Raw genomic sequence first — 4,250 nt, 5'->3', positions numbered from 1 at the left:
GCGGTACGCCGGGTCGACGTGCACGCGCACCTCGACCAGGTGGGTGTTGTCGAGGAGGAAGAAGTACCCGACGGCCGCACCGACCACCAGGCCGTCGACGGAGGCGAGCAGCAGCAGCCGGTCCATGTCGTGGCGCGGGCGCGAGAGCGCACCCCGGGCCACCTCCCATGAGGGCCAGGCGTCGATCGGACGCTCCACGGCGACCCGCGCGCCGATCTCCCACCAGGACCGTAGCGCGGCCTCGTCGGAGGGGTCGACCTCGTGCAGCACCGGTTCACTCACGGCGAGATCCTACGTTCCCGTCCTACGCGTACCGCGGGAACGATCACCCCAGCGAGAGCTGGCGGCGTACGACGTCGGCCAGGCGGTCCGCGACGGCCTGCGCCTCTTCGTGGGTGCCGGCCTCGACCATCACCCGCACCAGCGGCTCGGTGCCCGACTGCCGCAGCAGGACGCGACCGGAGTCCCCCAGCATCGCCTCCTCCTCCGCGAGGGCGGCGGCGAGCACGGCGTCCTCGTCGACCCGGGACTTGTCCACGTCCGGGACGTTGACCAGCACCTGGGGCAGCCGCTGCACGACGCCGGCGAGGTCCTCGAGGCTGCGTCCGGTGGCGGCCATCCGCTCCAGCACGTGCAGGGCGGTCAGGATGCCGTCGCCGGTGGTGGCGAACTCGCTCATGATCACGTGGCCGGACTGCTCGCCGCCCAGGGAGTAGCCGGAGACCCGCATCGCCTCCAGCACGTAGCGGTCGCCGACCTTGGTCTGGCGGACGCCGACCCCGGCCGCCTTCATCGCGTTCACGAAGCCGAGGTTGCTCATCACGGTGGCGACGACGGTGTTCTTGGCCAGGTGACCGGTCTCGGACATCCCGAGCGCCAGCACCGCGAGGATCTGGTCGCCGTCGACGACCTCGCCGCGGTGGTCGACGGCCAGGCACCGGTCGGCGTCCCCGTCGAGCGCGAAGCCGACGTCGGCGCCGTGCTCGATGACGGCCTTGCGCAGTGGCTCGAGGTACGTCGAGCCGCAGCCGTCGTTGATGTTGAGCCCGTCGGGGCGGTCGTGGATGGCGATGACGGTGGCGCCGGCCTCGCGCAGCGCCCGCGGCCCCGCCTCGAAGGCGGCACCCTCGGCGCAGTCGAGGACGACGGTCAGGCCCTCCAGCGAGCGGGTGATCGTGGAGTCGAGGTGGGCGGCGTACTCGTCGACGGCGGTGGGGTGGCTGCGCACCCGGCCCACGTCACCGCCGAGGGGGCGCGACCAGTCCTCGCCCATCCGGCGCTCGATCTCGGCCTCGTCGGCGTCGGCGAGCTTCACGCCGCCGCGGGCCAGGAACTTGATCCCGTTGTCGGGCATCGCGTTGTGGGAGGCCGAGAGCATCACGCCGAGGTCGGCGCCGAGGGAGTCGGTCAGGAAGGCGACGCCGGGCGTGGGCAGCACACCCAGCAGGACGACGTCCACGCCGGCCGAGGCGAGGCCGGCGACCACGGCGGCCTCGAGGAACTGTCCAGAAATGCGCGTGTCCCGGCCCACCACGGCGAAGGGGCGGTGCCCCTCGAACTCGCCGTGCTCGGCCAGGACTCGTGCTGCAGCAACGGAAAGGTCCAGGGCCAGCTCTGCGGTCAGATGACCGTTCGCCAGGCCCCGGACCCCGTCCGTGCCGAAATGCTTCTGCGTCATGGAACCTGACGCTAGCCGATCAGCGCTTGCTGAACTGCGGCGCCTTGCGTGCCTTCTTGAGACCGGCCTTCTTGCGCTCGATGACGCGGGCGTCACGCGTGAGCAGCCCGGCCTTCTTGAGCGAGGGACGGTTCGCCTCGACGTCGATGCTGTTGAGGCAGCGGGCCACGCCGAGACGCAGCGCGCCGGCCTGACCGGTGATGCCACCGCCGTGGATGCGGGCGATGACGTCGAAGCGGCCCTCGAGCTGCAGGTTCGCGAACGGCTCGTTCACGACCTGCTGGTGCAGCTTGTTCGGGAAGTAGGAGTCGAGGGTGCGACCGTTGACGGTCCACACACCCGTGCCGGGGACGATGCGCACGCGCGCAACGGCCTCCTTGCGACGGCCGGTGGCCGCAGCAGGCTCGATGGTGGCGGCACGCAGCGGTGCGTCCTCGGACGGCGCGCTCTCGGAGCTGTACGCCACGCCCTCGGCGTTGGTCTCGAAGGTCTCCTCGACCTCGGCCGGGTTCTCGGTGGTCCCCTGATCGGACATAGTCACGGTATTCCTTAAGTCTCTCTACTGACGGATTACTGGGAGACCTGGACGATCTCGAAGGGAGTGGCCTGCTGGGCCGTGTGCGGGTGCGTCGGGCCGGAGTAGACCTTGAGCTTCTTCAGCACCTGACGGCCGAGGCGGTTCTTGGGGAGCATGCCCCAGACAGCCTTCTCGATCGCCTTGCGCGCATCCTTCTCCAGAACCTCGCCGATCGGGGTGGCCGAGAGACCGCCCGGGTAGCCGGAGTGGCGGTAGGCCATCTTCTTGGTCTTCTTGTTGCCGGACAGGGCAACCTTCTCCGCGTTGACGATGATGACGAAGTCACCGGCGTCGACGTGAGGGGCGAACATCGCCTTGTGCTTGCCACGCAGCAGGTTGGCGGTCTGGACGGCGAGGCGTCCGAGGACCACGTCGGTGGCGTCGATGACGTGCCACTCGCGCTGGATGTCAGCGGGCTTGGGGCTGTACGTACGCACGGCTGAACTACCTTCTTCGTTCGTAGGGCCCACGGGGAAGAGCCCCCGCGGGTGGTGGTGCGGCGCCTTCTGACGAACACGGCCCGGCTTGCCACAGGAGTGGGTGTCCGGGACTGCATCTCGACCCGTGGAGCTGGGTCAGGACGCGGCAGGAGGCGCGACCGACAAGACTACGCGCGGGTGCCGAGGATGGTCAAAACGAGCCCGGCGAATTCGCACGGGGGCCGTGCCTGCGTCTAAGTTGTTCGGGTGACTGAATCTCTGACCGTCCGTGACAACCGCACCGGGCTGGAGTACGACGTTCCGATTGTCGACGGCACCATCAAGGCCGCCGACATGGGACAGATCCGGGCCGGCGACGACCAGCCGGGCCTCGCGGTCTACGACCCGGGTTTCGTGAACACCGCTTCCTGCCGCAGCGCCGTGACCTACATCGACGGCGACAAGGGCATCCTGGAGTACCGCGGCTACCCGATCGAGCAGTTGGCAGAGAAGTCCAACTTCCTCGAGGTGGCCTACCTGCTCAACACCGGCAAGCTGCCGTCGAAGGCGGAGTACGACTCGTGGGTCCACGAGATCACGTACCACACCTTCGTGCACGAGAACGTGAAGTCCTTCATGGAGGGCTTCCGCTACGACGCCCACCCGATGGGCATGCTGATGGCCTCCGTCGGCGCGCTGTCGACGTTCTACCCCGACGCCCGCAACATCGGCGACGCGGAGAACCGGCACATGCAGATCGTCCGGATGATCGCCAAGATGCCGACGCTGGGCGCCTGGTCCTACCGCCACGCGCAGGGCAAGCCGTTCATCTACCCGGACAACGACCTCGGCTACACCGCCAACTTCCTCTCCATGCTGTTCAAGATGAGCGAGAAGAAGTTCGAGGCGGACGAGCGCCTGGTCAAGGCCCTGGACGTGCTCTTCATCCTGCACGCCGACCACGAGCAGAACTGCTCCACCAACGCGGTGCGCTCGGTCGGCTCCTCGCAGGTCGACCCCTACTCTGCCGTCTCGGCCGGTGTCGCCGCCCTCTACGGCCCGCTGCACGGTGGCGCCAACGAGGCCGTGCTGCGGATGCTGCGCCGGATCGGTTCGAAGTCGAACATCCCCGCGTTCATCGAGGGCGTGAAGGCCGGCAACGAGCGCCTGATGGGCTTCGGTCACCGCGTCTACAAGAACCACGACCCGCGCGCCACGATCATCAAGAAGGCCTGCGACGACGTCTTCGAGGTCACCGGGGTCAACCCGCTGCTCGAGATCGCCCAGGAGCTCGAGAAGATCGCGCTCGAGGACGAGTACTTCGTCAAGCGGAAGCTCTACCCCAACGTGGACTTCTACTCGGGTCTGATCTACGAGGCCTTCCAGTTCCCGCCGGAGATGTTCACGGTGCTGTTCGCGATCGGCCGCACCCCCGGCTGGCTCGCGCAGTGGTCCGAGCTGGTCCAGGACGGCGAGCAGAAGATCGCCCGCCCGAAGCAGATCTACACCGGCGACCGGCAGCTGGAGTTCGTTCCCGCCGCCCAGCGCTGGGCCTGAGCGGTCAGATTCACTGGTT

5 protein-coding genes are annotated in these 4,250 nt (G+C 68.4%); 1 reads left to right on the top strand and 4 read right to left on the bottom strand.

Going from position 1 to position 4,250, the window contains the following annotated elements:
- The 4 genes from ABZE72_RS16000 to rplM all read right to left on the bottom strand — a co-directional run.
- On the bottom strand, positions 1 to 282 hold a 282-nt coding region (locus tag ABZE72_RS16000), incomplete at its 3' end, for a hypothetical protein (RefSeq protein ID WP_372730029.1).
- A gap of 43 nt (positions 283 to 325) precedes the next feature.
- Positions 326 to 1,678 (bottom strand): phosphoglucosamine mutase, encoded by a 1,353-nt coding sequence (gene glmM, locus ABZE72_RS15995; RefSeq protein WP_372730028.1) that lies wholly within the window; start codon positions 1,676 to 1,678, stop codon positions 326 to 328.
- Between the two features lie 19 nt (positions 1,679 to 1,697).
- Positions 1,698 to 2,213: a 30S ribosomal protein S9 gene (gene rpsI, locus ABZE72_RS15990; protein WP_372730030.1), complete on the bottom strand. Its 516-nt coding sequence runs from the start codon at positions 2,211 to 2,213 to the stop codon at positions 1,698 to 1,700.
- Positions 2,214 to 2,248: 35 nt separating this feature from the next.
- Complete coding sequence (gene rplM / locus ABZE72_RS15985) at positions 2,249 to 2,692, bottom strand: 50S ribosomal protein L13 (RefSeq protein ID WP_372730027.1); 444 nt, start codon at positions 2,690 to 2,692, stop codon at positions 2,249 to 2,251.
- A gap of 249 nt (positions 2,693 to 2,941) precedes the next feature.
- On the opposite strand from rplM, the gene ABZE72_RS15980 reads away from it, so the two are divergent.
- Positions 2,942 to 4,231, top strand: coding sequence for a citrate synthase (locus ABZE72_RS15980; protein ID WP_372730026.1), 1,290 nt, complete (start codon positions 2,942 to 2,944; stop codon positions 4,229 to 4,231).
- The last annotated feature ends 19 nt before the right edge of the window (positions 4,232 to 4,250 follow it).

It is taken from the genome of Nocardioides sp. (assembly GCF_041600255.1).
GTDB lineage: Bacteria > Actinomycetota > Actinomycetes > Propionibacteriales > Nocardioidaceae > Nocardioides.
The sequence above is the reverse complement of the archived record's forward strand: the minus strand, read 5'-3'. Positions and strand labels throughout refer to the sequence as shown.

Coding starts and splice junctions, on each gene's coding strand:
- glmM (WP_372730028.1), bottom strand. CDS start 1,678: ATGACGCAGAAGCATTTCGGCACGGACGGGGTCCGGGGCCTGGCGAAC.
- rpsI (WP_372730030.1), bottom strand. CDS start 2,213: ATGTCCGATCAGGGGACCACCGAGAACCCGGCCGAGGTCGAGGAGACC.